This is a genomic window from Pseudoalteromonas tunicata (assembly GCF_002310815.1).
In the GTDB taxonomy this organism is placed as follows: Bacteria; Pseudomonadota; Gammaproteobacteria; order Enterobacterales; family Alteromonadaceae; genus Pseudoalteromonas; species Pseudoalteromonas tunicata.
The window spans coordinates 3,769,018-3,794,401 of record NZ_CP011032.1 but is presented as its reverse complement, the minus strand read 5'-3'; the positions used below and the strand labels follow the sequence as shown (position 1 = coordinate 3,794,401).

The following is a 25,384-nucleotide window of genomic DNA, read 5'->3' as shown; positions in this document are numbered from 1 at the left end:
CACGTATTTAGTACCGAAAAGATATCTAAATTTAATATACATGTACCAAGTTGGCTATTATTTTTTCTGTTACGACTCGTTTTTAAATGGCAATAAACTCAAACATTGCTGTTGATAATGTAAGATTTGCTGGCGTTCTTGTTGAAAAAATGAGCCAATAGCACGGCTAAAATCAGGGTGGCTAATGTAATGGTTTGAGTAAGTCACTACAGCTTCAAAACCACGCATAATTTTGTGCTCACCCTGAGCCCCAGCATGAAAACACATTAGTTTATGCTCAATGCAATATTCAATACCTTGGTAATAACACAATTCAAAATGCAAAAAGTCATAGTTATCTTTTGCGCCCCAATAGCGGCCATACAAGGTATGCTGGTTTTTTAAACTGAGCGTTGCGGCAATAATTTCGTGGTCTTTTTTTGCTAGCATAATCACCAAATGATTGGCCATGGTGCGGTGTAATTGTGCAAAAAAATCTTGGTTAAAATACCCTAAATGGCCAGATCGTTTTAAGTAAGTTTGCTGATAGAACAAGGTAAATTGTGCCATCAGTTCGCTGCTGATTTGCTCTCCTTCTAGCCATTCGATGCTAATGTTATCGGCCAGTGCTTTTTGCCGCTCTTTCTTAATCGTTTTACGCCTTCTTGCGGTAAAGCGCGCTAAAAACGCATCAAAGTTATGATAACTTTGATTAAACCATTGAAATTGAACACCAATCCGCTGCATAACAGGGATTTGTGCAAGTTGGTCACTATGAGGTTGTGGTAAAAAATTAATATGCCAACCCGACCAACCTTGTTGCTGACAGGTGGTGGTGAGTACTTGATTAATATAATCAATTAGTTCGTTATTAAGCTCTACACAGCCAATGCGGTTACCGCAAATTGGGCTAAAAGGAACAGCGCAAATCCATTTCGGATAATACGCAAGATTATGTTGCTCGTATGCCTCAGCAAAAGACCAATCAAAGACATATTCACCATAGGAATGCGTTTTTAAATAACCCGGCAACACGGCCGCCAATTGTGAATGGTGATAAATCAGTAAATGGCGGGCATACCAGCCTGACGCATTGTTTGCGGCCTGACTTTGCTGACACGCGAGTAAAAATGCATGGCTAACAAATGGATCGCCATGTAGCAGTGCATCCCAAGTATGTGCCTTGATTTGAGTAAGATCATCAATAAATTCAAACTGAAACATAGCAGTTAATTGATCAGTAAATTAGTGTGTTTATCTTACACTTTAAATTGAGCAAGACACTGGGTTAATTTCTTTAAATCAAGGGGTTTTGCTAAGTGTGCATTAAAGCCAACTTCTAAGGCGTAAGCTTTATCTTCAGGCATAACGTTGGCTGTGAGCGCGATTACAGGCAAATGCTGCCATTGTGCTTGCGCTCTAATTTGTTTGGTTGCTTCGTAACCGTCAAGAACTGGCATTTGGCAATCCATTAATACTAAGTCAAAGTTATTGGTTTTGAGTAGCTCTAATGCTTCTGCGCCATTGTTGGCAAGCGTACTTTCGATCGACAGTGTTTTTAGCATTTCAGTGATCACAATTTGGTTTATTGGATTATCTTCGGCCACTAAAATGCGCATGCCTTTAATATCAGCGGTAACAGGTATTTCAGCTTCTATCTGCGGGTCACAAATTGGTAGATGACAGTGAAAGGCAAAGGTACTACCTTCATCTTCTTTACTCGTAATTGTGATGTTACCTTGCATTAAATGGCTTAATTCTTGGCTAATTGTTAAGCCTAATCCTGTGCCACCAAATCGACGAGATGTTGAGTCATCGGCTTGGGTAAATGCATCAAAGAGCATTTTTAAATTTTCTGATTTAATACCTATTCCGCTATCTGACACCGCTATTTCTAACTGAGCTTGCTGTTCATTTAAGCATATTTGCCGGGCGGTTAATTTAATAAATCCTGAGTGAGTAAACTTAATTGCATTACCACATAAGTTTATAAGTATTTGTTCAATACGGGTTGGATCACCTACATACCATTGTTGATTAGGCAGTTGATTATCAAGCTGCCATTGCAATGACTTTTGTGTGGCTATCGGTTCAAAGATAATACTGACACGGTTAAGTAGGGCGTGTAAATCAAGAGGAATTTGTTCAAGTACAAGTTTTTCTGACTCAATTTTGGAAATATCAAGAATGTCATTCACTATGTTAAGCAAGGTATTGGATGATAAGCATATCTTGTCAATATAGGAGCCTAATACTACCGAGTCATCGGTTTGTTTCGCCAGTTGCGAGAAGCCAATAACTGCATTTAGCGGGGTGCGAATTTCATGACTCATATTGGCTAAAAAGCGACTTTTTGCTTTATTGGCTTGTTCTGCTTGAGCGCGGGCTAATTGTAGATCGTGAGTTTTAAGTGTCACCAAGTGTTTTAGCACCGTTTGGCGGTTATTCATTAACAGCGTCAACAAAATAATAAAAGAAATAACAAGGACTTGAAATATATAAAGGATCTGAGCAAAGTTGTTTGGGTCGTGCGCTAAAAACTCCTCAGTAGGTTGTAGATTCATTAACCATGTTTGACCAGCAAAATTAAAAGTGAGTGACAATACATTTAGCTGGCCAAGTAGCTGTAGTGTTTTGTTTTGATTTTGCGATTCTATATTGGTTAAAAAAGCGGTGTTTTTGCTGGGCTCATAAATCTCAAATTTAAACATTTTTTGTTGTCTGGCCGTGATTGCTTGATTAATGAGTTTTTGCGCCAAAAACACACCAGTCGCATAGCCAAATAATTCTTTTGATGGTTGTTGCTCCATCACATCAAAATGCGAGTTATTAATTATTGTGTAAATAGGGGCATATAATAAAAACCCGGCCTCAGGCTCTTTAGATTGAACGAGTTGTAGGATTGATGTTGCTTGTGGAATACCGGTATAAGCAGCTTGGCTTAAAACAAATTTACGTTTTGGATCTGAGTTTACATTAAAACCCAGTGCCGATTTGTTATCAGCCAAAGGAGCAATAAGCTCTATCACAATTAAAGGGTCAGTATTTATTAACTGTGCTCCTCGGACTGTAATTTGCTCGCCATAAGATTTTTTTAATTTAGTTTCAAATGCCGTTAGTTCGTTTGCATGTATCGCTGCGTTCCATGACATTGCTTTAATTGAGGGGTCATGGATCATTAGTTCGCTGACAAACTGTTCGAATTTGAATTTGGTTAATAAAGAGGTATTTTGAATGTAACTTGCCAGGCTATGGATTTGAACAAGGCTGTTATTGAGCTGGCGATAGACGCTGTTTTCAATCACTCTAGCTTCTTTTTTACTGAGCTCTAACGCATTGAGTTGACTGTTCTTGGCGAAAATAAGTGTGGTAAAAGTAACCGATAAAAAAGCGATACTTGAGGTGGCTATTATAATCCAACACCCTTTTTTATTTGCTTCGTCATTACTTAAAAGTTGGTGTAGTGCAAGTAAAAAAGGAACGACTAGTAAGACACCAAATGAATCACCCAGCCACCAGTTAAGTACGTTTTGCCAATGTTTGTCATCACTATAGCCTGCATTAAAAGTGCTTAATGCATACACCCCAATATTGGCAGAGGTGAGATTTACTAAAACACCTACCCCAAATACAAATGCAATAATATTAATCGTTGAAGTGCTAATTAGAGGGTTGCCGATAAAGCGGCGTAAAATCAAACCACCTATGCTGGCTTGTAAAGTAGCTCCCAGAGCAATTAACCCAATTTCAATACCTAAAGTTGAGGTTAAATCAATCAGTTGATTATTAGGATTTGCACTGAAGTTAAAAATACACGATGCAATAAAGATTGCTGGTGCGAAGCGCAGCCCCCACAAAAATACGCCAAATAAAGCAACGCCAGCGGGTAGCCAGATAAAAACCACTTGAGATTGACCCGAAAACAACGAAAAAATTTTGCCACTATACACATAAGCAAGCGTTAGAATGAGATAAAGCACAATGTGATAACGCTTTTTTATAGCATTTGGCTCGAACAAATTAACTCCACAAATCCAATCTGATTATTTGGTTATGATAAAAGCAATTTTGTTAGATTACACATTGATTTTACCGTATTTTTCAAAGTCATCGCCAAGTATAGCCTAACGCCAGATATGTCACACTTTAAGCTAAAATAACTTAGCAATGTCTTTGTATGCTGAAGTTTTATCGATAGGCGATTGCGTTGTTTTAGCAACTACCGCTAACATTTGAGTGATTTTTTCTAACCCTTGCTGAGCTTGAGTTGGTAATTGTTTAAATTCATCAGTATTAAAAAACTGATTAAAGCCCAGCTGCGCTTCTTTTAATGCTTTAGCATCAAGCTGTTTGCCTTGTTCTAAGCTTGCAAATAAATCGGCGGTTTGCTGCAGCGGTTTTAATAATACATGTTCTGGAGACTCAGCGCTTAATGCATCGGCTAAATTGGTAACAAACCGCGCCAGCTCACCCTGAGGTTGGTTTCCAGTATCATTTTTCGCATTTATTTTGCTACTTAAATGTTGGTATTGATCGCTACTGAGTAGGCCCTTGGTATGGAGTTCATTGATATATTGGGGGATGTCGTCAAAGGCGATTTTTTTATTATGAAAAAACTGATTATTCACTTCAAATAGTTGTTTACTGCGCTCTGAAATATACACCGAACTTTGTGATGTTTGGGCTGGGGTGGTTTGTGCATTGTTGTTTGTATCTGAGGTCGCAGTGGTTGCGGCAGTTGCCTGCTGATTAGCATTTTGTGCCAAAAAGTCAGTGCTAGGTTGCTGATATGGGTTAATAGAATTCATAGTTGCTCATTCATTATCAAAGAGATAAAAAAACTCTTGCAACTATCGTACCTATTTAATGAATCTAAGCGTCATTTACTAATTTTAATGGTTAGCTTTTGGCATTGGTGCGGTACAAACCTTACGAGTACCATCTTTTTTCCAAAAATCGAGCGCTGGAATTTGTACTTCCCATACTTCGTTCGCGTTCCAAACAAAACTATTTTGATATTTCAAGGTAAAGTATTCGTCATCATAACCAGACTTATGCCGAGCCGATTCGAAGAAAATATTATTCGCTACCGGTACAATGATTTCTTGCTGGGTCATTGACTTAAGTTGTCTGCGAGTAATTTGTTTACAAATTGGTTGGTGCGGATTGTCCGGATAAAGTGATGAGACGATTGCTTGCTCAATGCTTTCGGTTTCTGGATTAAAGAAGTAAATGCCACTACCGATAGGAAACCGCCCTACCATAGCTAAAAACAGTTGGCTGTAGTTTTGGTCAAGCTCATTATTTACCGCGCTTTTACGTATGGTATCGTAAGCATCATAAATACGACGATAATCAAATTCAGGTTTAGTTGAAATCATAAACGATGAGTAAACCACAGGGATTTTAAGGAGTCTTTGTAATTCACAATTATCATTATTCTCATCGCTAAAAAACGACAACATGAACTCTAATTTATTTTTTTCGTATTCGGTGTAGTCGAGCTTTTCTTGGTGAGTATTAAAGCGTTGTGGTGGAATGCCAATACCGAGTTTTAAATAAGCCGTTGATTGTATTTTGATTGTAGCAACCAATAATTCTCGCTCTTGTTGTGAGAGCAAACGATAACGATCTCCGGCAAAAATATCTTCGACTTGTGGCGAATAACTGCCGATTGAGAGCAGTAATGCCGCTTTTGCCACTGGTTTTAGCACTTCTTCACGATAAGCGGCCATTTCTTCATGGCTTAAACTATTTTGTTCGATATCCATAAAGCTGGCTTTTGGGTCAGCAAACATATCGCTCATTGCTTCGACTAAATAGCGATTTTTAAAGCCGTGAGTAATACGAATTTGCTCGAATAAAGCTACAACTAAACCAGCAATATAAATAGGCTTGAATTTTTCGTTACGTACACAGCGAATTTTTTCATCTGGTAATGGTGTAGAGAGCACTAAGGTACCTAAAAACTGGCTAAAAATACGCTGGTTATTAAGTAAATCGAGCATATTGTCGGTGAGGTGATCTAAATTTTCGTAGCGTTTAGTTTGTGCAATCGCCATTTGTTGGCGCAATAGAGTAAAGGCTTTTTTATCGTTTTGCTCATACATGTACAGCTGATGCAGATATTTTTCCGGTGACTTTTGGCCCGCAATTTGTGGTAAGACTCCATGCTCTTTTTTATATTTTTCAATAATTTCTATTTGTTGCGCATAGGCATTGAGCTTTTTTTTGTACTTACGTAATTGGTCTATATCAAGTGGATACTGCTGATAAAATGCAGTGGCATCTTCAACTACTTTGCGATGTTGCTGCTGAAATAAGCTGATTTTTTTCGATACCGCGCTGGCCATATTTGGAATAGCTGAAAGTCGGGCTGTTTGGTAAGTTTTATTGTTTTTCTTCATACCAGAAAGTAATGCCTAAGTTTGGGGTATGTGTTGCTGCTTTGTGATCAAGCGCAATTAATTACAATAGCATAAGTGAAATAACGTTAAGCGGCAAACTTTGTCAGTATGAACAACAAGATGGTGGGGTTAAAGCTTGAAAATGGTGCAGGATAAGGTCCACAACCAAGGCTGTGGACCTAAAAAGCTTAGATACGGCGCGCTCTGAATAAACGACCTTTAATTTTATCTTCACCTAATTTACGAAGCGCTGGTTTAGCTGCATCTCTGGCAACAGCAACATAGGCGAAGTTTTCAAGTACGGTAATTTTGCCTACTTGTTTACCCGCAATGCCGTCTTTACTTGTTAGAGCACCTAAAATATCACCAGGACGAACTTTTTGCTTCTTGCCGCCATCAATTTGCAACGTCACCATTAATGGTTTCTCTGGCACTTTGTCTAATAAAGTGAATGGCGGTAGTGCTGAAAGCTCAAATTGTTTATCAAAGTATTCTGAAACTGCCGCAACGCGATAGCTTTCATTATCAGTGAATAACGAATGTGCGGTACCTTTACTGCCAGCTCGGCCTGTACGACCAATACGGTGTACATGCACCTCAGGGTCTTGGGTAATGTGGTAGTTAATAACCATATCTAGTTCGTTGATATCGAGTCCGCGGGCGGCTACATCTGTTGCCACTAAAATCGAAATACTCTTATTGGCAAAACGGACTAAGGTTTGGTCACGCTCACGTTGCTCAAGTTCACCGTGCAGCGCTAAAACGCTAAAACCACTTACCGCTAATTCATCGGCAACTGCTTGCGTTTCAACTCGAGTATTACAAAAAACTACGCAACTATTTGGCTCGTGTTTGAGCAGCAATAGACGCAGTGCGGTAGTGCGTTGTTTGTTCTGCTCAACTTTATAAAAGTATTGGCGAATATTAACGTTGTTATGGCTGGATTCCACTTCAACTTTAACGGGATCTCGCATAGTGCGACTAGCAATTTGCTGAATTTTTTCAGGAAACGTGGCACTAAAAAACAAGGTTTGGCGATCGCGTGGCGTTTGGTCAATGATGGCATCAAGTGCTGCAGAAAAACCCATGTCGAGCATGCGGTCTGCTTCATCAAGTACTAATGTATTAACGTGGCTTAAATCTAATGTGCGACGGCTTAAATGATCTTCAATACGACCGGGTGTACCAACAATAATGTGCGCACCGTGTTCGAGCGAACCAATTTGTGGGCCCATAGGTACACCGCCACATAAAGCTAAAACCTTTACGTTTGGAATGCCACGAGCGAGTTTACGAATTTCTTGAGCGACTTGATCAGCAAGTTCACGGGTCGGGCACAGCACAAGTGCTTGAACTCGATATTTACGTACATCTAGGTTTTCTAGTAAACCAAGGGCAAATGCCGCTGTTTTACCTGAGCCTGTTTTAGCTTGGGCAATCACATCTTTACCTGAAAGAATGTGCGGTAAGCTTTGCGCTTGAATTGGCGTCATCGAGGTATATTCAAGTGACGTTAAGTTCTCAAGTAACGCAGGTTGTAACTTGAGTGATGAAAATGCTGATTGGCTCAAGGTGGTATCCTGTTTTGATAAGCATGGGGAAAAATTCAACCCTCATTATATCAGAGTTATTGATTTTACTACGCAGTAAATTTAACCAAGGCTGTTACCACGGCTATTAAAGCATCTCCCTTTTCCCATTTGTATTTTTGTTTTCCCTTTGCTGGGAATAAATTATGGTATGAAAAATGAAATAATCTTAATTTTCAATGCGTTATTTTTTGGCACGATATTGGCGTATTGAGCTTATTAATAAATAACAAACGCAGTCTTAATTTATGGATATTGAAACAACGCTTAAGAGCAACGGCCAAAATGGCTATCGCCGTAAAATTGGTTGGGGTTTAGCCGCTGTAGTTATTATGCTCTTGTTGTTTGGCCTTAAAAAATGGCTTAGCCCAGTTAGTATGGCAGCATCGCAATTACAAATTGCTGAGGTAATAAGTGGTGACTTTACCGTCAAAGTAAGAGGGTTTGGTCGCTTAAAAGCAAAATATCAACGTTATTTAACCAATGCAGATGTGGCGACGGTGGAAGCAATCCATGTTTACCCTGGCACTCGGGTGCAAAAAGATACGGTGATCTTAAGTTTAACTAATCCGGCACAAACGCAGCGTTTGTCGGTCGCGCGGTTGGAACTTGCAAGGCAAAAAGCGCAGGTTAACGAGCAAAAAATTAATCAAAAAAGCCAAGTTCTAGAGCGTGAAGCGGGGCTAACGCTATTGCAAAGTGAACTTGAAAATGCGCAATTGCGCGCTGAGGCAGAAAGCCAGCTAATAGACCAAGGTATTGTTTCAAGCCTTGATTACAAACGCAGTTTGCTGACAGTAAAACAACTCAAACAACGCGTGGCAATTGAGCAGCAACGTTTAGTGCAATTACAAGCAATGCAACTTGAGCGCAGTAAAGTCCAGCAGGAATTATTACATCAATTTGAATTGAATTTTAATGTGCAACAGCAGGCGTTTAATGAGTTGCAAGTTAGGGCTGGTATTGATGGCATGCTACAAGAGCTCAATGTTGAACTGGGACAAAACTTAAGCCCAGGAACGCGCCTTGGCGTTGTAGGTTCCGATGCATCGCTTAAAGCTGAGTTACTCATTCAGCAAGCAGATGCCGAAAAAATCGCATTAAACATGGCGGCAAAAGTGAATACCTTTAGTGCTGAAGTGGATGCCACTGTGACGCGTATCGACCCTATCGTAACCGAAGGGCGGGTGATGATTGAATTGGCGCTACAAGGTGCGCTGCCAGCCAATGCTCGGCCTGATTTAAGCATAGAAGGTTATGTTATTAGCCAAGTCATTCCTAACGCCTTAGTTATCAGCCTGCCGCAAGGCGTTAAAGCTTATTCAAAAAATACACTTTTTAAACTCAATACCAACACCCATTTAGCACATCCGCAACCGATTGAATTTGGTACACTCAGTGATAACAAAATTCAACTTTTGCAGGGCGCCGCGGTGGGCGAACAGCTGATCATTTCTGACTTATCAAAATGGCAGCATTTGGCAACAATTAAAATTGAACAGGATACTTTATGAATTCAAACACGCTTATTTCATTAAAAAAAATCGCCAAGGTTTACCGCAGCCAAAATGTTGAAACCTATGCCCTTAAAAACATTGACCTTGAAGTACATCAGGGCGATTACATTTGTATCAGTGGCCCATCAGGGGGTGGAAAGTCGACTTTGTTATCGTTATTAGGTTTGCTTGATAGTCCAAGCAGTGGTCAATATTTTATTAAAGGTATTGATACCTCAAGCCTTGATATGGATAAACAAGCAGAGCTGCGAAATTTACATATTGGATTTATTTTTCAATCGTTTAATTTGATTGATGAGCTTTCGGTATTTGATAACGTCGCACTACCGCTGACTTATCGCGAACCGGCTATGAGTCAATCTGCGATTGATAATGCGGTAAAAAAGGCATTGGCAGAGGTTGAAATGGGTCACAGAGCACAGCATAAACCCAATCAGCTGTCTGGTGGGCAGCAGCAGCGTATTGCTATAGCGCGTGCACTTGCGGGTAATCCAAGCATTTTGTTGGTTGATGAACCAACCGGTAACCTTGATTCAAAAAATGGCGATGCAGTGATGGATTTACTTGATGCACTGAATCAAAAAGGCACCACTATTTGCATGGTGACACATGATTTGCGTTATGCAGGACGCGCAAAAACGCAGCTTAAGTTGCTCGATGGTGAAATCATAGCGTATTCAAAAGCGCGCGATACAGCGTCAGTTGCTGAGGTGGTGTGATATGGCAAGTTTTATAAAAACCCGCAGTCAACTTCGCTTAGCGTGGGCATCATTAAAAAGTGCACCTGGTTTTGTCAGTGCTGTTGTTGCCACTTTAGCGTTGACATTAGCCACGCTTTTTGTGGTATTGAGTTTGGTTAATAGTTATTTTTTGAAGCCGCTTGATGTGTTTGACGAAAGCCGTATGGTCGTCGTTGAACAGCGCACTACTTTTCAAGACAACGATGCGCCAGGCTTTCAGAGTTATCAATCAATCGTGCATTGGTTTAAACATAATTTAAGCTTTGATCATGTGGTGATGATTAACGCCGATGAAATGGTGTTTAAAAACATTGCCGGTGAGCCAAAAGAAAATATTTTGTATGTGAGTGGTGACTATTTTAAGGTACTCAATACACCGTTTATTCTAGGGCAAGCATTTAGTGGCGGTGAAACTCTAGAAGAAATAAACGATAGTGTTGTTATTTCTGAACAGTTTTGGCGTAAGCATTTAAAAAGTGACCCAGAGGTTGTTGGTAAATCACTGCAAACATTAGGAAGCATAAGCTATACCATTAGCGGAGTAGTTTCTGAAGATTTTAGCCCGCCTTTTATGATTAAAACGGGTTTAGTGGATGTATGGTTACCAACAAGTTCGGACCGCCGTTATTTTCATAACAAAGAGTGGCAAAGCCCTTGGACAAATACATTTAAGAATTTGAAGCTAATAGGCGTCTTAAAAGCGGGTGTAACACAAATACAAGCAGAGCAAGATTTAAAAGTTCAAATCGATAGCATTAAAGCGCAATGGCTTAATAATGGTGGGATTTCTGATGTGAACCCAATGGTAACAGGTTATCGCGATGTTGAACTTGGAAATAACGATCAGCTCAGTTTGATGATGCTGGCTGGCGCGTTGGGCTTGTTGTTAATAGCAGTACTTAATGTCAGTACCTTGTTTTTCTCGCGCGCTTTAGCGCAACATAAAACACTTGCGTTGCAGGCCGTGCTGGGTGCAAAAAGAAGTACCTTGTTTAATGCTATTTTATTGCAAGCACTATTGTTGATGGCAATGTCATTCAGTGTTGCTTTGTTTGCTTCAGCATGGGGAATAAAGCTATTTAAAATGTTGGCACAAGGGCGATTACCGCTCGTTAATAGTTTAAGTCTTGATTTTAACTTGGTGCTGGTGGCAATGCTGATTTGTATTGTTTTAGCATATCTTTTTGCCGGAATTACGGCAAAACTAGTTAATTATCAAGCCTTAAGTGGTCAGCTACAAAGCAGCGGCAAGGGGAGTGTGTCCCAGGTTTCTGGGCGTACAGTGCGTGTATTAATTGGTGCGCAAGTTTTTGTTGCCACGCTATTAGTGAGCTTTTCGATTATGGTGGTGAGTAAATCACTTGATACCATGAGTCGACATCTCGGCAGTAATACAGAAAATCTTTACTTTGTGCAGTTGTTTCAAGAAGGTGATGAAGCAACGCTACCTGAACGATTTGAGAAAAACTTACAATACCAAAGCGTACTGCAAAATAGCAAAGGCATTAAGCAAGTGGCGATGGGGCAAAGCCCGATAACAGCAAGGCAAAATGCCAATACCATTACTGACCTTGAAGGCAAAAGCACTATTTTCTTTCCAAGCCAATGGGTTGGGAGTGATTATTTTGCGCTGGTGGGCACTGAAATTATTGCGGGTCGCACCTTTAGCCAGCAAGCACTGCGCGGCGAAGTCGACGAATTAATGGTATCAGTCAGTGTTGCAAAATGGTTGCAGCCAGATGCGGATATTAGCGAGCTATTGGGTAAAACCTATTTAGGGTTTGATGATAAGCCGTATGAAATTGTGGGTATAACGGAAGATTTTAACCATCCAAAATATTTTACTAAAGACCAAGGTCGGCATATTTGGTGGCCGGCTCGCCCATACAGTGCGACCTTTGTGATTGAAGTTGAACCCGGCTTTAAACTCGATGGTGAAACGGTATTAACGAATTTATCAACGGTTAATAGTCATTTAACGCTTTGGCAATTTAGCGATTTACAGCAAGAATACGATGGCTTGTTATACATGAGTCGCTTAACTGTGGTGTTATGTAGCGCATTAGCGCTGTTTACTTTGTTACTTGCTGCCATCGGGATTTTTGGGGTATTGAGTTATAACTTGGGACTGCGTCGTTATGAATTTGGTATTCGAATGGCGCTTGGGGCAAAAAAAGCGCGCTTATTTAAGCTTATTAATAAAGAAGCCTTACTGCCCGTTAGTATAGGTTTTTGCTTGGCTGTAAGCATTACTTTACTGAGTTCAGCGCTTTTACCTACATTATTTACCGATTGGTTGCTGTTTGATGCCATTTTACAAATAGTCGCGTTACTATTTACAGCGCTGGTTGCGATAATTGCTTGTTTTAGGCCCTTGTATATTTTGCTAAAAACGAAACCGATGGCAGCATTGCGTAACGAATAAGTACCATCAATTCCTCAAAATGAGGACGTTATATTGTTCACTAACAAAGCAAAAGAGTTCGCTCTTTTGCTTTGTGATTTATAAAAAGAAGCAACATGAACACAATTTTAATTATTGATGATCAGGCCGATGTACGAATGGCTGCCGTGGTTGCGCTCAATCAAATAGGTTGTCACTGTATTGAGGCGCAAGGTCCAGATGAGGCGTTAGCACTGCTTAAACAGACTTCAGTAAACTTAATTCTATTGGATATGAATTTTAAGCTTGATACCACGTCTGGTGAAGAAGGGCTGCGATTTTTACAGCAATTAAAAACACAGCAACTGACCATTCCTGTTGTGGTGATGACAGCGTGGGCCAGTGTGGATGTGGCAGTGAAAGCTATGCAGTTGGGTGCGGTTGATTTTGTTGAAAAGCCTTGGAATAACATTCGGCTTATTTCTATTGTGCAGCAGCAACTTAAACAGCAACAAATCAGCCATGATAACGCCTGTTTGAAAGCGATGCAGCCTGAAAATTCCGATGAGTATATTGCACAATCTCCCCAAATGATGCGTTTATTGGCTCAAGCAAAGCGCGCAGCACAAACCGATGCCAGTATTTTAATTACCGGAGAAAATGGCACCGGGAAAAGCTTACTCGCGCACTTTATTCATCAGCATTCAGCGCGTAAAAATCAGCGTTTTGTCAGTGTTAATATTGGCGCTATAGCGCCTTCGTTATTTGAAAGTGAGTTATTTGGTCATAAAAAAGGCGCCTTTACCGATGCCAAAGAAGACCGACTCGGTCGCTTTGAAATTGCTAATGGCGGCACGCTATTTTTAGATGAGATTGCCACTTTACCTCTTGAGCTACAAAGTAAAATGTTACGCGTGCTTGAAAGTCAAGAATTTGAGGTGCTCGGTTCAAGCCAAACACAACAAGCTAATGTGAGAATTATTGCTGCAACCAATGCTGAAATAGCGAGCAGTATCGAACAAGGTGAGTTTCGTCGCGATTTGTTTTTTCGCATTAATACTATTGAATTACATATTCCCCCGTTGCGTGAGCGGCCCGAAGATATTATCGCCTTAAGTACGCATTTATTGGCGATCCATAGTCAAAAATATCAGCGCAAGGGTTTAGTCTTTTCTGCTCAAGCGCAGATGCGCTTAACGCAATATGAGTGGCCGGGTAATGTGCGCGAACTTAGTCATTGTATTGAACGGGCGGTGATCATGAGCGATAACAACGAGATTATGGCAAGCGATTTATCGCTAACGCCTACGAGTACCGCCTCTTCGGCAGCCTTTCCTTTAGTACCGCTGGAAGAGCTAGAAAAACAAATGATTTTAAAGGCAATTGCTGAATTTGATGGCAATGTGATAGCTGCCGGTGATTTTTTAGGGTTAAGTAAGTCAGCTATTTATCGGCGAATTGAAAAGCATCAGCTCGATTTAAAAGATTTGGATAATTAAATGCGCACCGACAGTTCGTTAGAAAAACGCTTAAAACAGCTGTTTGGGGTGATCTTTTTTATTGTCAGTATAATGGCAATGTTGCTGGCTTATATGTGGCAATTTGATTGGTTTACCAGTGTCACCTTGTTATTGCCAATTCTTGTGCTCACAGCCTGGGCGCTTAGCAAAAGCTATGTTTTGATGTGCGATGTACTTGAGCGTTTTGGTTTACAGCTCGATGCATTAGCAAGTGAAGAAAGCAATAGCTGGCATTTGGCGCAATATTCAAGTGGGCGAGTTGCTGACTTAAAAAATGACTTTACAAAATTAAGCAATAAAATCGCTAATAAAAAGCGAGAATATAGTCAAACCGAAGGATTTGTCTTTGAGTTTGTAGCCATGCTTGATTTACCCATTGTGATACTCGACCCCCATGGACATGTGTATTCAGGTAATGATGCTTTATTAATCCTATTACAGTTAAAGCGAGTTGAGGGCCTTCACGCCCAAGAAATAGGGCTTGAGCGTGCAGGTCTTGATTGGCAACAAAGTGAACATGCTGATTTTAAAGAGCGGTTTCAAATATCGAGTCATCAATTTTGGCGCTCTGGGCATTGTTACGAATTGTTAGCCTTCTTTTCAATAGAAAATCAATTACGCGCTAATGAGCAGCAAGTTTGGCAAAGGTTAATTCGCGTTATCAATCACGAAGTTCGAAACTCATTAACCCCGATTTATTCGATGAGCCAGTCGTTATTACACATGAAAAAGCAAGGGCAGTTGGGTCAAAAAGGTGATTTGGCTTCTGATATGTTGCAAGTGATTGAAAAGCGCGCTCAACACTTACTTGATTTTGTCGCCAGTTATAGTGCGTTTTCGCAAGTGGCAGCAGCACAAAAACAAATCGTCAGTAGTGAGCAAATTAATCAGCGTTTACAGGCTATTTTTCCTGAACTTGAGTTGCCAAATCAAGATAGCTTTACTTTCTCAGTTGATTTAGGTCAGTTAGAGCAGGCACTGATTAACTTAATTAAAAATGCTTTTGAAGCTGCAGGTGCCACGCCACCAACACTTATTTGGCAACAACAAGGTGCAGATATTGTTATTGAAATAATTGATCAGGGGGTGGGGATTAATAATCCAGATAATTTGTTTGTGCCGTTTTACACCACCAAGCAGCAAGGTGCAGGAATTGGCTTGGTGATTAGTCGCGAGTTGATCCGTAATCAAGGTGGGCATTTGTATTTAAAACCAAATACCACAGGAGTTGGGACTCGGGTTGTTATTATTCTCCCTTGCTAATTGTATAAAACAAGCGGCCCGCAGTGTGCGAATCAAAAATGATAATAGCAGCTATACTGATTTGATTGATATTATTGAGTGGTTTTATGAAGCGAGTTTATAGCGTTTTATCTGCTTTGCTTTTTTATGCATTTATTTTCTTTAGTCAACAGAGTGTGGCTGGTCAAATAATACAAGCGCAAAAACCTGTTGTGGTGATTGCAGTAAATGAATGGGCAAGCCAGCGAGTATTATCACAGGCGGTAGGTACTTTGATAAAACAATTGGGTTACCCTGTTGAATATCAAGATATTTCAGTTGAAGACCAATGGGGCGCTCTGCGCCAAGGCATTGTTCATATTCAAGTTGAGGTATGGCAAAGCTCAGTAACTGATGTTTTGGTAAAAGGGTTGGCAAAAAGGTGGTTTGAAGACCTTGGTAATCATGATGCGATTGGTCGTGAAGAGTGGTGGGTGCCAGAATATGTTCTGGAATTATGCCCTCAGCTGCCTGATTGGCAGGCTTTAAATCAATGTGCTTCATTGTTCGCAAGTGAAAATAATCCTAAACAAGGGCTGTTTTTTACCGGGCCCTGGAATGCTCGTCATGCGGAGTTAATTCGCGCCTTAAATTTAGATTTTCGTATTAAACGCTTATCAAGTGCGATGCCATTATGGCAAAAACTCAATTATGCCGTAGAGAATAAAAAGCCAATCGTACTGCTTAATTGGACACCAAATTGGACAGATCTTTATGTCAAAGGCCAGTTTATCAAATTTCCTCAATATGAACCTGAGTGTGAACTGAATCCTAATTGGGGTATTAATAATAATATGACTCATGATTGTGGTAGCCCAGAAGTAAGCCAAATAAAAAAAATTGCTTGGCCGGGCTTAGAGCAAACTTCACCTTGCGCATACCAGTTATTAAAAAATATTCAATTTAGTCACGAGATGATAGCAAAAGCGTCGGCGCTCAAAGAGGTTGAGCAGTATTCAGAAGCTCAGGCGGCACAATTATGGTTAAGCTATTACCATCAGCAAGTTGTTACATGGTTGCCCGTTGGCTGTACGGCAACGAGTTCTTATTAAAACTTGCTGCAAATATTTATCCTAGTTTTGCTCACTAGCTGTGCCTAAGTGAATAAAATTTATGCTACATTATTAGTACATTTCAAAAATAACAATAATGGAGGCGCTATGACCCGATTTTACACAATCGTTTTATCACTATGCTTCTCCTGCGTTACCTTTGCACAAAAACCTAGCTTAAATTTTTATACTGAAATATCTCCTCCAGGTAATTACCTTGATGAGTCTGGCATTTTAGTTGGTTCAAGCGTGGAAATGATAGAAGAGCTTAATCGCTTGGCTGGCTATCGGGTTAAAACTAAGGTAATGCCTTGGACTCGTGCGTTTAATACCGTACTTAAAACACCCAATACAGCGTTGTTTTCAACTTCGCGAACAAGTGAGCGAGAGCAGCAATTTCATTGGATTGGACCATTATTGCGAGTGAAATGGGTTTTGTACAAGCATTATAGTTCAGCATTAAAAATTAATAGCTTAGAAGATGCAAAGCAAATTCATTCTATTGCCGCGACACGAAATGATGCTAAAGCTAATTACTTGCTCAGTTTAGGTTTTAATAACTTAGACTTGTCTGAAGATAATGTCGCGAGAATGAGAAAATTATACGCCAATCATAATGATGTGATTTTAACGACTAACCTCGGTGTGCAGCGGTTAGCCGAACTCGCTTTTTTAGATCCAAATGAGCTTGAACCTGCACTTGAAATTAAAGCTAATGATATTTATTTGGCCTTCACCAAAGATACAGATACTGAAATTATTGAAGCCTATCAAAAAGCATATCGTCAATTATTTCAGTCGGCAGTTTATTATGAAATTATTGTAAAATGGTATGGTGAAAAGCCAGCCCAAGAAATAATCAAAAGTCTACAATCGCAGTAGTTTTCTCTTTATTAACCAGTGTTGAGGTTAATTATAAGTTCTGTTTTATAATCCCAATTAGTTGGTCTATTTGTGTTTCATCATTATAAATATGGGGTGAAATACGGATGCCGTATTTTCGTACATCCACGCTAATATTATTTTTACGCAGCGCAGTTAAAATATTTTCCTGCTTATTGGCAAAATTTAAGATACAGGTGCCACTGGCAAGCAAAAGCTCAGTTGGTGAAACACAATATTGTGTAAATGCATTAATCAGAGGTAAGAGTAACGCTTGGTTATGGCTTTGGATTTTTTTTGGACTCAGTTTAGCAAAATAACCAATGCTATTAGCTGCAATGGCGTAAGGTAAAATAGAAGGAGTCCCCCCCCAGAATTTAAGCGCACTTGAATGGTAGCTAAAATGATGGCTATTAAACTCAAATGGATCTTGATGTGAAAACCAGCCGACATCTTTGGGTTGGCATTGCGCTTCACGCTTAGGATTTACCCATAAAAAAGCAGCACCAGGCCCACCACAAAGCCATTTTACACTTGAACCAATAACAAAGTCGGCATCAGTATGACTAATATCTAGCGGCACAACTCCTGCTGATTGGGCGCAATCTATGATGCTGATAATGCCCATCGCTTTTGTTTTTGCTACGATTTCATTAATTGGTGCAACTTGGCCGGTATTGGAGTAAGCGTGGCAAATAAACACAGCATCAAGGTCGTCGGTTAAATAAGGCAGCCAGTTATCAAATTGAGTTAAGTCAGTTTGTTTTGGCATAAAACGAATATTAGCCTGCTGATGCAGGGCATGTTGAAAGGCAAAGGCCATGCTTGGAAAGTCATCTTCACTTAATAGCACTGTGGTATTTGCTTGTTGTAATTGCGCTAGTGAGCCAAGAATTTTAGTGAGTGCACTTGATAAGTTAGCTTGCGGGCAAAAGTCTTCCGCTTGAGCATGAAAAAGATGTGCTAGTGCAGTTTGAAACTCACTGATCACTGCCAGCCAATCAGGCCAAGGCTCTCGGTTAGATTGTTGCCAGGGATCTAAAAAAGTTTGCTGTAATACATCATGGCAATTAAGCAAAGGCCGCCCAACTGAGTGGCTTAATAAATAAATTCCGTCGGCCAATATAAACTCTTTTTTGTAGCTCATTACATTACCTTAATGTCGCTTTTAATGTTTCTAAATCGTTAAAGCGTGTCGCAATATCATCTCGTTTTGCGGCGGCGCGGCGGTCTCGTAACTTAGACAAGCTGTTAAGTAATACCTCTAAAGGGGGGCCGCTTGCTGTTAGCGTGGCCATTTGCGATTGATTTAATTGGGTGGCGGGTTGGCAAATGTATTTTTCAACTAACTGATTGTGATGTTGAATTGCGGTCAGGCCATGCCATTGACACAGTTCTAAAAATAATTTCAGGTGTTCTTGATACCAAGGTTGATGTTGTTCACCAGCAAATGCCATAAATTGATCAAGCATATTGGGCTGGCGCATACAATCTCGCAAGATGGTTTGATCTTCAGGCATCATGTATAAAAATTTATCGACTAACATTTGTGAGTAACTCGGGTCATTGCCCGCGCATAAACCCGTAAGTAAGTCGATGACATTAATGCCAGCAAAGTCACCGGCATTTGCTCCTCGATAGACTAAACTGCCAACTCTATGAGGCTTGTAATAGGGTCTTACACAATAAAAAAATCGCTCAGTATCTAAAGTATTAAATAATTGTTCGTTATGACGGTGGACATTCTGCAAGGCGAAAACCGCGGCTTTTAATAGCTCGGCTGTCGCAGGGTGTGACAAGCCTAAAGGTTTAATCCGTAATAATGAATCAGCTGCTTGTTTATAAGCTAAGATGCCCTTGGTATTAAAATCGACAAAAACTTTTTCATCAATAAGTGTGGTAAAGCGCTTATACACACCGTCTACAGCTTTATTGTGGGTTGTGAGGTGCGCAGTACTAAAACGGGGAATGACACCAATTGAAGCGCCAATATGCATCGCAAGTGCTGAAGCTTGCTGTAAAGGGGAGTGGGTTTCTCTGCTTGGCTCGGTGATTTCATGGCGCCTACAAGCAGCCATATATAATCCAACATTTCCTAGTAAATCAAACGCATGCTCAAAACCTTGATCGGTATTACCTTCAGCAAGTAGTTGAGTAATAAAGTGTTTACCTTGGTGTTCAAGTTGTTCTAAGAGTGGTTTTGCAGCGTTACTTATCAGGGTTTTGTCTTCTTGCTGCCAATATATCTCTTCTAATGCGGTGTTGATGTCAACAAATTGATGACGGATCCAATAATCGAATTGGCTAAAATTATCGTACATAAATATTTAACTATTGTTATTTTAATAATTTAGCATAGCAGAGAGGATTTATTTCACCTCAAATCAGTCGTTAATACACTTAATAAGGACAATTTATTGTTTTTACGATGTATTTATTTTGAATATCTTATGTATAAATTTCGTTAAATATTGCGTGTTGCAGCTGCAGTTTTGAGTTAAGATTTTTCTTTTTTATCTGTGTAATTATTATTGCATCGAGCTTTATACTGATTGTTGAGAGTAGTACCGAATGAAATCGGATTGGTGGTCAAATTTTATAGATCTGCAATCATCGCAAGATATTGAGATAAAAAGACAAAAGTTAGTTTTATATTTTTCAAGCTACATTGGTGGTGGCATTTTATTTTTGTTTTATCTGCAGCACATCGCCAGCCAAGATTCTTTATTAACCTGTATTTTATTAGCTAGCTCTCTTGTGGTGCTGAGTAATGCGGTAATTTCACATTTCCACCCTTACTTTGGCGTATCGTGCTATATCACAGGTTTGGGTGTCGTGGGCTTAATTCTTGGTTTGGTCTTTACCGGAGGTCATCAAAATACCGCATTATATTGGCTATATCCGTTTCCATTGGTGTATTTTATTTTATTTGATTACCGTAAAGGGCTGGTGGCCAACCTATTAATATTTTCAGCTATTTTGTTCTTACTCTATCAACCAGATTGGATTTTGGCTGAGTATCAGCCTGCTGAAAAATCGCGTTTCATCGCTTCTTATTTAGTGACTATTTTTTTATCTTTTGTCGCTGAATATTTTCGTTTTCACAGCCACCAAGAATTATCGAGTATTAATTATCAGCGTCAAAAACAAGCCAATACTGACCCTTTAACGCAACTACCAAATAGGCGCTTTTTAGATTCGGTGTTTTTTATTGGTGCAGATCGCGAGCCTAAGCATTATTTTCCTATGGTTGTGGTAATGGCTGATATCGATTTTTTTAAACGGGTAAATGATACCTACGGGCATGATACGGGTGATCATGTGCTTAAGCATGTTGCTAGTTTACTAAAATCAAGCTTGCGTGGGTTCGATGTCGTCGCTCGAATAGGTGGTGAAGAGTTTTTGATTTTATTACCGCAAACGATGTTGGTAGATGGTATCAGTGTTGCCGAAAAAATTCGCATTGAGTGTCAAAATACCCCTTTTAACCAGTTCGATAATCTACAACAAGTCTACATTGACCTAACAGTTAGTTTTGGTGTGGCAGAGGCGTCCTCAGCAGAACAGCTAAACAACGCTATTATGGCTGCTGATAGCAAACTTTATCTAGCTAAGGAGCAAGGGCGTAATCAGGTGCAAGGTTAAATTAACCTCAAGACTGGATAGTAAATCTATCTCAGGCAGCTATTTTCAACGTAAAGTGCGTGGGTTTAGCTTGTTATAGGCTTGCTATTGACGCGCAATATCCGCCTTGTGCCATTAAAATCCCCTAGCTAGAGAGGAAAGATAACATATTTACTCTTAATTCAATGTGTTAGTAAGCCTCTAATCAAGAACTGAGTTTGAGTTACAATTTAAAACGTTTCACCGATGATGATAGCGAGTCAGCTAGTTCGCTAACTTCACTGCTGCTTTGTGTCATTGATAGGGCTTGTTCGGCATTACTTTGCGCTGCTTGCTCGGTCATTTGCATGGTATCGCTTATTTCTGCGCTAAAGTCTACTTGCTGCTTCGATGCTGCTGTGATGCTTTTACTCATTTGATCTATGGTGCTAAGTGCCGACTCTATTTGAACAATTGCATCATTAAGTTCATTACTTTGACCTACACATAAATTAGCTGCTTGCTGACCTTGATCGATAGCGGCTTCTGCCGCTTGAGTTTCTTGTTGAAGGTTTGAAATCATGACGTGAATTTCTGCGGTACTTGCCTGAGTGCGCGCTGCTAGTGAGCGCACTTCATCGGCTACAACTGCAAATCCTCGACCATTTTCACCAGCTCGAGCTGCTTCGATTGCAGCATTGAGTGCCAGTAAATTTGTTTGTTCAGCAATACTGCCAATTGTCTCTAAAATACTACCGATATCAGAGCTGTGTTTGGTTAAGCGAATCATGGTACTAACCGCGGTATTCAGGCGTTCAGATAATGAGTTAATGCGCTCCAGATTACCATTGGCAATATTGCGTACTTCATGGCTTGATTTTGAAGCTGCAGAGACATGCTCAGCGCTGATATTTGCTTCGTTATAAACAGTTTCTGAGCTGTGGTAAATTTTTTCTGCCAACATTTTTGCACTTTCGATTCTGGTGATTTGAGATTTTGCTGCCTGTGAAATCTCCAAACTCTGGTCGCGAGACTCTTGAGCAGACTGGTTCAATGTGAGTGCATTTTTTTCAATGACTTGTAATAGTTGAGTAAGGTCATCGGAGAGTTTATTAATATTCGCAATTAAATTGCCAAACTCATCATTACTACGTTGTTTAAAGCGCTGAGATAAATCTCCTGCGGCAATATTCGCTAAGGCACGATTTACTAAAGTAAGCGGGCCCAGCATGGCTTTGGCGGTAAAATAAGCAATAAAGCTGGCCAGAACAATACAAACCAAAGCTATAACTATGGCCAAAGTTTCGCCGCGGGTAATTGAGTTTTGAGCAGCCAATTGTAAGTTATCGAACCTTACATTGGCCTGTTCATTTAGCTTATCTAAGCCAAGGTAATTTTTATTAAAGTGTTCTTCTGCGTTGAAGTAAGCCTGTTGCGCTAGATTTTTTTGCTCTAATTTAGCTAATTGAAGTTGGTACAATGTACCAGGTGTATCAAGGGCTGAATGCAGTTGATTCAAACTAGAATTAAAGCCATCAATCAACTCATTTGCAGGTAAATCAGCGGCTTGTTGAATTAAGTATTCAAAGTTTGTACGAATATTGCCTAGTAAAAACTGCATATCTCCCTGGTGGGCATTTAACGCTTCAACTTGGTTTATTTGCGCAAGGCCTTTAAGGCTGCTTGCTAAGGTAAATAACAGGTCATCGATTCGGATTCCGGTGCCTATTACTTCTTCTAATAAACGGTCTTGCCCATTGGCATCAAGGGTTTCTAAGTCGAGCATGGCTGTGCTTGCGCTATTGCGCCATTGTTCAACTTGTTTGACGAGCTCGTTAAAGTTTTGCTCTGCGCTAATAGCGCTAAGTTCTGCATCAAACATTTTTTCAGTTGTAGCTAAGTATGCGTGGTAGCTAGTTTGGGTATCGATCAAGGTTTGGCGCATTTGTGGTTGATCAGCCACTTTATTGGTGAGCTCATCGGTTGTTTTCTGGTACTCGTTTTGCAGATTAGCAAAGTTTTTTTGGCTTTGATTAATTGCCGCTTTAGTTGTTTGGGTGTAGGCAAGTGCACCCAATTTAACCATTTTGAGTAATTGAATTTGTAAGGTGCGGCTTTGGTCTTGAATTGGGGTTGCAATGGTTTTAACTTTATTATTGGCTTGGGCAATTTGTCCTAATGAATAGTAAAAAAAGCTACTGGCGGCAATCAGCAGCACGGTTAAAGTGCTAAACCCGAGGGTGATTTTTTGTCTGATCGTCAATTTGAGTTTAAACATGCTAGCTTCTTTATTTTATTGTTAACATTGCATTTTGGGCATCAATAATAAAACTGTTTTGAGTAAAAACTCAATTTTAAATTATGTTTTCAAAATTCATTTTAGCAGAGTTTGAGCATTGGCAATTTTATCGGCACTTAAACCTAAATATTTAATTATATAACCTCAGTTCTTGGAAAGAGATTTATCAACATCTAAATTAAATATCTAAGTTTTTCCTCTCAAGCCTGAAATTTTCAACGGTAGTGGGCGGTGTGGGGCGCAAATAGCGTGCCCATAGCAGATTAATTCAGTGCTCTTTATGTTGAAAATAGCGGTCTGAGATAGATTTATGATCCAGTATTGAGGTTAGCTAGGAAAGAAAATTTAGTTAATCTTACTAGCTCAACGATACTGCATTGTGTATGTTAGACCTGAAGTGAAACCAACTGATACAAAAGGATTTTTATGGCAGGTGCAAGTTTATTTACCCTGATTGATGATATCGCTACCTTGCTTGATGATATTGCTGCAATGAGTAAAGTGGCAGCAAAAAAAACAGCCGGTGTACTCGGTGATGATTTAGCATTAAATGCGCAGCAAGTATCGGGCGTAACTGCAGATAGAGAGTTGCCAGTGGTGTGGGCGGTTGCTAAAGGGTCTTTGCTTAATAAAGTTATTTTGGTGCCAGCTGCATTATTAATTAGTGCTTTTTTACCTATGCTCATTGTGCCTATGTTGATGTTAGGTGGGCTGTTTTTGTGCTACGAAGGCGCGCATAAGCTTGTTGAAAGTTATTTGGCCACTCCTGATATAAGTTCCAAAGGTGATGGATCAATGCCTGAAGATGCTGCTGAATATGAAAAACAAAAAATTGCAGGAGCTATTCGAACCGATTTTATTTTATCGGCAGAGATAATTGTTATTTCGTTAGGGACTGTTGCCGGAGCAAGTTTGTTTTCACAATTTACAGTGCTCAGCATTATTGCGTTAATTATGACTATTGGGGTCTATGGTATTGTTGCTTTAATCGTAAAAATTGATGATGCCGGGTTATATTTATTAGCACACAACCCGCCTAAAAGTGTGGCTGCTTTATTTGGAACAAGCTTGGTTAATAGTGCACCTTATTTAATGAAAACCCTTTCGGTAGTTGGTACTTTAGCGATGTTTATGGTCGGAGGCGGCATTCTTACTCATGGTTTGCACCTTGTTTCAGATTGGATAAACCACGTATCTGCACTTTTATCACCTTTTTTAACTAATTGGTTAGAGTGGGTTGTGCCCGCACTATTAAATGGAATCTTTGGATTTTTAGCTGGTCTGCTTGTTGTGGTTGTATTTTATGGTTTTAGCATTATTCGAAAAAGAGTGGCTTGGTAAGTTGTTTTGATATTGATAAAGCTTCATTAATTCGATTTTGTGTATGACAAAAGCCACATGAGCAACTAATTTAAGAAATATTATTTATTATTATCTACTTAACCTTGGGTTTAGATTGGTCTTTGTTATCTGAAATTTTGGGTACTAGTTTAGGGTTATTATGAGTATGACGTTATTAGGTATTGCAGCTGTTGCACTTTTTTTAATGGCTTATTTATATTTTAGAGGTGAAAACTACCGCAAAGAATTGATGATTTATCGTCGCCGTACTGAAATTGCTAACAAAGAAGGTCGTGAATTATCACAACAAGTGCATGACTTTGCTCGAGCTGAATTTATTGGGTTAAAAGAATGCTTTACTCGGTTGCAAACAGGCGGTGTGTCTGAGGTCCACATGCTTCGCTTTGCGACCATTTTATTTGATGCGGGAGATCATGTAATTAAAGAGGCAACTTTAGGAAACCAAACCACTCATGACGCATTTAAAGATTATATCAATAAATTTAGCCAGTATGGTTATGGTGACTTTAAAGGTTTTTTATCGGCAGAAAGTGAATTTAAACAACAGCTTTGGGCAAAAAACAACCTGCAAGATTTTTTAAAATTGTGTAAAGCCTGCTTGCAAGATTTAGAGCATTAGTTAGGTTTTAATACTGAGTAATTCTTGTGCGGGACAAATAATCACCAATGTGTTATTATGGTCGGCTGGTTTGTTGTGAAGCTCGGAGTGGGCTTAATTGCAACACAGGTTTGAATACGTGAATGTATTGGTTGTAGATTTAGCTTTATTG

18 protein-coding genes are annotated in these 25,384 nt (G+C 39.7%); 10 read left to right on the top strand and 8 right to left on the bottom strand.

Annotated elements, in window-relative coordinates; genetic code table 11:
* Positions 1-69 precede the first annotated feature (69 nt).
* The 5 genes from PTUN_RS17205 to dbpA form a co-directional block, all read right to left on the bottom strand.
* The gene (locus PTUN_RS17205; protein WP_009839061.1) at positions 70-1,203 is read right to left on the bottom strand and encodes a GNAT family N-acetyltransferase; all 1,134 of its coding nucleotides are present in this window, start codon (positions 1,201-1,203) and stop codon (positions 70-72) included.
* A gap of 35 nt (positions 1,204-1,238) precedes the next feature.
* The gene (locus PTUN_RS17200; RefSeq protein WP_009839062.1) at positions 1,239-3,998 is read right to left on the bottom strand and encodes a CHASE domain-containing protein; all 2,760 of its coding nucleotides are present in this window, start codon (positions 3,996-3,998) and stop codon (positions 1,239-1,241) included.
* 132 nt (positions 3,999-4,130) lie between these two features.
* Positions 4,131-4,787, bottom strand: a complete 657-nt coding sequence (locus tag PTUN_RS17195) for a hypothetical protein (protein ID WP_009839063.1) — start codon at positions 4,785-4,787, stop codon at positions 4,131-4,133.
* Positions 4,788-4,871: 84 nt separating this feature from the next.
* Positions 4,872-6,386, bottom strand: a complete 1,515-nt coding sequence (locus PTUN_RS17190) for a hypothetical protein (RefSeq protein ID WP_009839064.1) — start codon at positions 6,384-6,386, stop codon at positions 4,872-4,874.
* Between the two features lie 188 nt (positions 6,387-6,574).
* A complete protein-coding gene (gene dbpA / locus PTUN_RS17185) occupies positions 6,575-7,957 on the bottom strand; it encodes an ATP-dependent RNA helicase DbpA (protein ID WP_009839065.1) in 1,383 nt (460 codons plus the stop codon).
* Between the two features lie 266 nt (positions 7,958-8,223).
* Between dbpA and PTUN_RS17180 the strand changes: the two genes are divergently transcribed.
* The 7 genes from PTUN_RS17180 (at position 8,224) to PTUN_RS17150 (ending at position 17,350) form a co-directional block, all read left to right on the top strand.
* Complete coding sequence (locus tag PTUN_RS17180) at positions 8,224-9,489, top strand: efflux RND transporter periplasmic adaptor subunit (protein WP_009839066.1); 1,266 nt, start codon at positions 8,224-8,226, stop codon at positions 9,487-9,489.
* A complete protein-coding gene (locus PTUN_RS17175) occupies positions 9,486-10,211 on the top strand; it encodes an ABC transporter ATP-binding protein (protein WP_009839067.1) in 726 nt (241 codons plus the stop codon). Before PTUN_RS17180 ends, PTUN_RS17175 begins: the two co-directional genes overlap by 4 nt.
* Before the next feature lies 1 nt (position 10,212).
* The gene (locus tag PTUN_RS17170; protein WP_009839068.1) at positions 10,213-12,657 is read left to right on the top strand and encodes an ABC transporter permease; all 2,445 of its coding nucleotides are present in this window, start codon (positions 10,213-10,215) and stop codon (positions 12,655-12,657) included.
* Positions 12,658-12,752: 95 nt separating this feature from the next.
* The gene (locus tag PTUN_RS17165) at positions 12,753-14,114 is read left to right on the top strand and encodes a sigma-54-dependent transcriptional regulator (protein WP_009839069.1); all 1,362 of its coding nucleotides are present in this window, start codon (positions 12,753-12,755) and stop codon (positions 14,112-14,114) included.
* Positions 14,115-15,398, top strand: a complete 1,284-nt coding sequence (locus tag PTUN_RS17160) for a sensor histidine kinase (RefSeq protein ID WP_009839070.1) — start codon at positions 14,115-14,117, stop codon at positions 15,396-15,398.
* Positions 15,399-15,484: 86 nt separating this feature from the next.
* On the top strand, positions 15,485-16,468 hold the full coding sequence (locus tag PTUN_RS17155) for an ABC transporter substrate-binding protein (RefSeq protein ID WP_009839072.1): 984 nt from the start codon (positions 15,485-15,487) through the stop codon (positions 16,466-16,468).
* Between the two features lie 108 nt (positions 16,469-16,576).
* The gene (locus PTUN_RS17150) at positions 16,577-17,350 is read left to right on the top strand and encodes a substrate-binding periplasmic protein (protein WP_096035259.1); all 774 of its coding nucleotides are present in this window, start codon (positions 16,577-16,579) and stop codon (positions 17,348-17,350) included.
* A gap of 31 nt (positions 17,351-17,381) precedes the next feature.
* Here the strand turns inward: PTUN_RS17150 and PTUN_RS17145 are convergent, their stop codons facing one another.
* Positions 17,382-18,497 (bottom strand): aminotransferase class V-fold PLP-dependent enzyme, encoded by a 1,116-nt coding sequence (locus PTUN_RS17145; protein ID WP_009839075.1) that lies wholly within the window; start codon positions 18,495-18,497, stop codon positions 17,382-17,384.
* A gap of 4 nt (positions 18,498-18,501) precedes the next feature.
* Positions 18,502-19,671, bottom strand: a complete 1,170-nt coding sequence (locus PTUN_RS17140; protein WP_009839076.1) for a PrnB family protein — start codon at positions 19,669-19,671, stop codon at positions 18,502-18,504.
* 250 nt (positions 19,672-19,921) lie between these two features.
* Here PTUN_RS17140 and PTUN_RS17135 point away from each other — a divergent pair, with 250 nt between their 5' ends.
* Entirely contained in the window at positions 19,922-20,995 is a 1,074-nt protein-coding gene (locus PTUN_RS17135) for a GGDEF domain-containing protein (protein WP_009839077.1), read from the top strand.
* A 202-nt stretch (positions 20,996-21,197) separates the two neighbouring features.
* Here PTUN_RS17135 and PTUN_RS17130 read toward each other — a convergent pair whose 3' ends face one another.
* A complete protein-coding gene (locus tag PTUN_RS17130; RefSeq protein ID WP_009839078.1) occupies positions 21,198-23,231 on the bottom strand; it encodes a methyl-accepting chemotaxis protein in 2,034 nt (677 codons plus the stop codon).
* 447 nt (positions 23,232-23,678) lie between these two features.
* Here PTUN_RS17130 and PTUN_RS17125 point away from each other — a divergent pair, with 447 nt between their 5' ends.
* Entirely contained in the window at positions 23,679-24,593 is a 915-nt protein-coding gene (locus PTUN_RS17125; protein ID WP_009839079.1) for a DUF808 domain-containing protein, read from the top strand.
* A 160-nt stretch (positions 24,594-24,753) separates the two neighbouring features.
* On the top strand, positions 24,754-25,233 hold the full coding sequence (locus tag PTUN_RS17120) for a hypothetical protein (RefSeq protein ID WP_009839080.1): 480 nt from the start codon (positions 24,754-24,756) through the stop codon (positions 25,231-25,233).
* Positions 25,234-25,384: the final 151 nt, after the last annotated feature.

Bases quoted from the DNA above. Each gene is read 5' to 3' on its own strand.
- PTUN_RS17205 (WP_009839061.1), bottom strand. From the start codon at position 1,203: ATGTTTCAGTTTGAATTTATTGATGATCTTACTCAAATCAAGGCACAT.
- PTUN_RS17150 (WP_096035259.1), top strand. From the start codon at position 16,577: ATGACCCGATTTTACACAATCGTTTTATCACTATGCTTCTCCTGCGTT.
- PTUN_RS17165 (WP_009839069.1), top strand. From the start codon at position 12,753: ATGAACACAATTTTAATTATTGATGATCAGGCCGATGTACGAATGGCT.
- PTUN_RS17190 (WP_009839064.1), bottom strand. From the start codon at position 6,386: ATGAAGAAAAACAATAAAACTTACCAAACAGCCCGACTTTCAGCTATT.
- PTUN_RS17140 (WP_009839076.1), bottom strand. From the start codon at position 19,671: ATGTACGATAATTTTAGCCAATTCGATTATTGGATCCGTCATCAATTT.
- PTUN_RS17195 (WP_009839063.1), bottom strand. From the start codon at position 4,787: ATGAATTCTATTAACCCATATCAGCAACCTAGCACTGACTTTTTGGCA.
- PTUN_RS17120 (WP_009839080.1), top strand. From the start codon at position 24,754: ATGAGTATGACGTTATTAGGTATTGCAGCTGTTGCACTTTTTTTAATG.
- PTUN_RS17170 (WP_009839068.1), top strand. From the start codon at position 10,213: ATGGCAAGTTTTATAAAAACCCGCAGTCAACTTCGCTTAGCGTGGGCA.
- PTUN_RS17155 (WP_009839072.1), top strand. From the start codon at position 15,485: ATGAAGCGAGTTTATAGCGTTTTATCTGCTTTGCTTTTTTATGCATTT.
- PTUN_RS17135 (WP_009839077.1), top strand. From the start codon at position 19,922: ATGAAATCGGATTGGTGGTCAAATTTTATAGATCTGCAATCATCGCAA.
- PTUN_RS17160 (WP_009839070.1), top strand. From the start codon at position 14,115: ATGCGCACCGACAGTTCGTTAGAAAAACGCTTAAAACAGCTGTTTGGG.
- PTUN_RS17180 (WP_009839066.1), top strand. From the start codon at position 8,224: ATGGATATTGAAACAACGCTTAAGAGCAACGGCCAAAATGGCTATCGC.
- PTUN_RS17125 (WP_009839079.1), top strand. From the start codon at position 23,679: ATGGCAGGTGCAAGTTTATTTACCCTGATTGATGATATCGCTACCTTG.
- PTUN_RS17130 (WP_009839078.1), bottom strand. From the start codon at position 23,231: ATGTTTAAACTCAAATTGACGATCAGACAAAAAATCACCCTCGGGTTT.
- PTUN_RS17175 (WP_009839067.1), top strand. From the start codon at position 9,486: ATGAATTCAAACACGCTTATTTCATTAAAAAAAATCGCCAAGGTTTAC.
- PTUN_RS17145 (WP_009839075.1), bottom strand. From the start codon at position 18,497: ATGAGCTACAAAAAAGAGTTTATATTGGCCGACGGAATTTATTTATTA.